Source organism: Longimycelium tulufanense (assembly GCF_014645795.1).
Taxonomy (GTDB): Bacteria; Actinomycetota; Actinomycetes; order Mycobacteriales; family Pseudonocardiaceae; genus Longimycelium; species Longimycelium tulufanense.
Genome location: NZ_BMMK01000098.1, coordinates 1 through 1,202, shown reverse-complemented (window position 1 = coordinate 1,202; position 1,202 = coordinate 1). Strand labels below are relative to the sequence as shown.

The 1,202-nt window shown below is 70.9% G+C and carries 2 protein-coding genes; both read left to right on the top strand.

Going from position 1 to position 1,202, the window contains the following annotated elements; translation table 11 throughout:
- Positions 1 to 323, top strand: a 323-nt coding sequence (locus tag IEY55_RS31675) for a transposase (RefSeq protein WP_229686956.1), incomplete at its 5' end; no start/stop codon positions are given.
- Positions 320 to 1,202, top strand: an 883-nt coding sequence (locus IEY55_RS31670) for an integrase core domain-containing protein (RefSeq protein ID WP_189062269.1), incomplete at its 3' end; no start/stop codon positions are given. The genes IEY55_RS31675 and IEY55_RS31670, both read left to right, overlap by 4 nt.

Below are 1,202 nucleotides of genomic sequence, written 5' to 3'. Positions count from 1 at the left end.
TGAGCCGTCCGCCGGTGTTCCCCGCCGAGGACAAGATCCGGATTGTGCTGAGCGTGCTGTCCGGGGAGATGACGATCGCCGAGGCCGCCCGCCGGAACAAGGTGTCTGAGCAGTCGGTGTCGCGGTGGAAGGCCCAGTTCCTCGACGGCGGCCGAGCGCAGGTCGCCGCGGGCGGCAAGGCCGGTCCGTCGGGCCGTGAGGAGCAGCTGCTGGCGCAGGTCGACGAGCTGACCGCGGCGTTGGGCGAGGCCCATGTTGAGCTTCGGGTGTGGAAGAGATCCGCTGAGCGGCACCGCCTGGCCCCTTCGAGGACCTCGAGGTGATCCGCCAAGCCGCGGCGATGCCGGTCTCGAGGTTCTGCGCCCTGATCGGCATCCCGCGCCGCACCTACACCCGCTGGCTGGCCAGGGCGCGGGCCGGCAGCCCGCCGAAGGGGCCGTGGCCGGCCCCGGCGACTGACGCGGCCGAGCCGCTGGTGGAGAAGTACGCCCAGGCGTGGCCCGCGTGGGGCCACCGCAAGATCGCCGCGCTGATGCGCGCCGACGGCCACCAGGTGTCGCCGTCCACCGTGGAGCGGGCGATGAGGCGGCGGAACTTGTTGCAGCCCAAGGAATACCAGGCCGAGCGGCGCGAGCTGGCCAAGACTCGCAAGGCCGCCTTCGCTGACCCTCCCACCGCGCCGAACCAAGTCTGGCAGCTGGACTTCAGCGAGTTTGAGACCACGGTCGGCGGGGTGTGGCGCATCGCCGGCGTCGCCGACTACTGGTCGAAGTACGAGTTCGGCTGGCACCTGGCCACCACCTGCAACGCCGCCGACGCCCAGCAGGCCGTCTGCGTGGCCATCGCCGAGGCCGAGCGGCTGGCCGGACGTCCGCTGGCCGAGCAGCTGACCGACCCGGAAACCGGGAAGGTCAAGCGGATCAAGCTCGTCACGGACAACGGCGGGGCGTTCAAGGGCGCGCAGTTCGCGGCGTTCATCGCCTCCAGGCCCGAGCTGCGCCATATCCGAACCCGCCGCAAGAGCCCAGGCCAGAACGGCGTCCGGGAGCGGGCGTTCGGATCACTGAAATACGAACACCTCTACCGGCTGGAGATCCCCGACGGCCAGACCCTGGCCATCGAGGCCGAGAACTACCGGCAGGTGTTCAACCACATCCGACCGCACGAGGCCCTCGGCTTCGCCCGACCCGCCGAAGCCCACC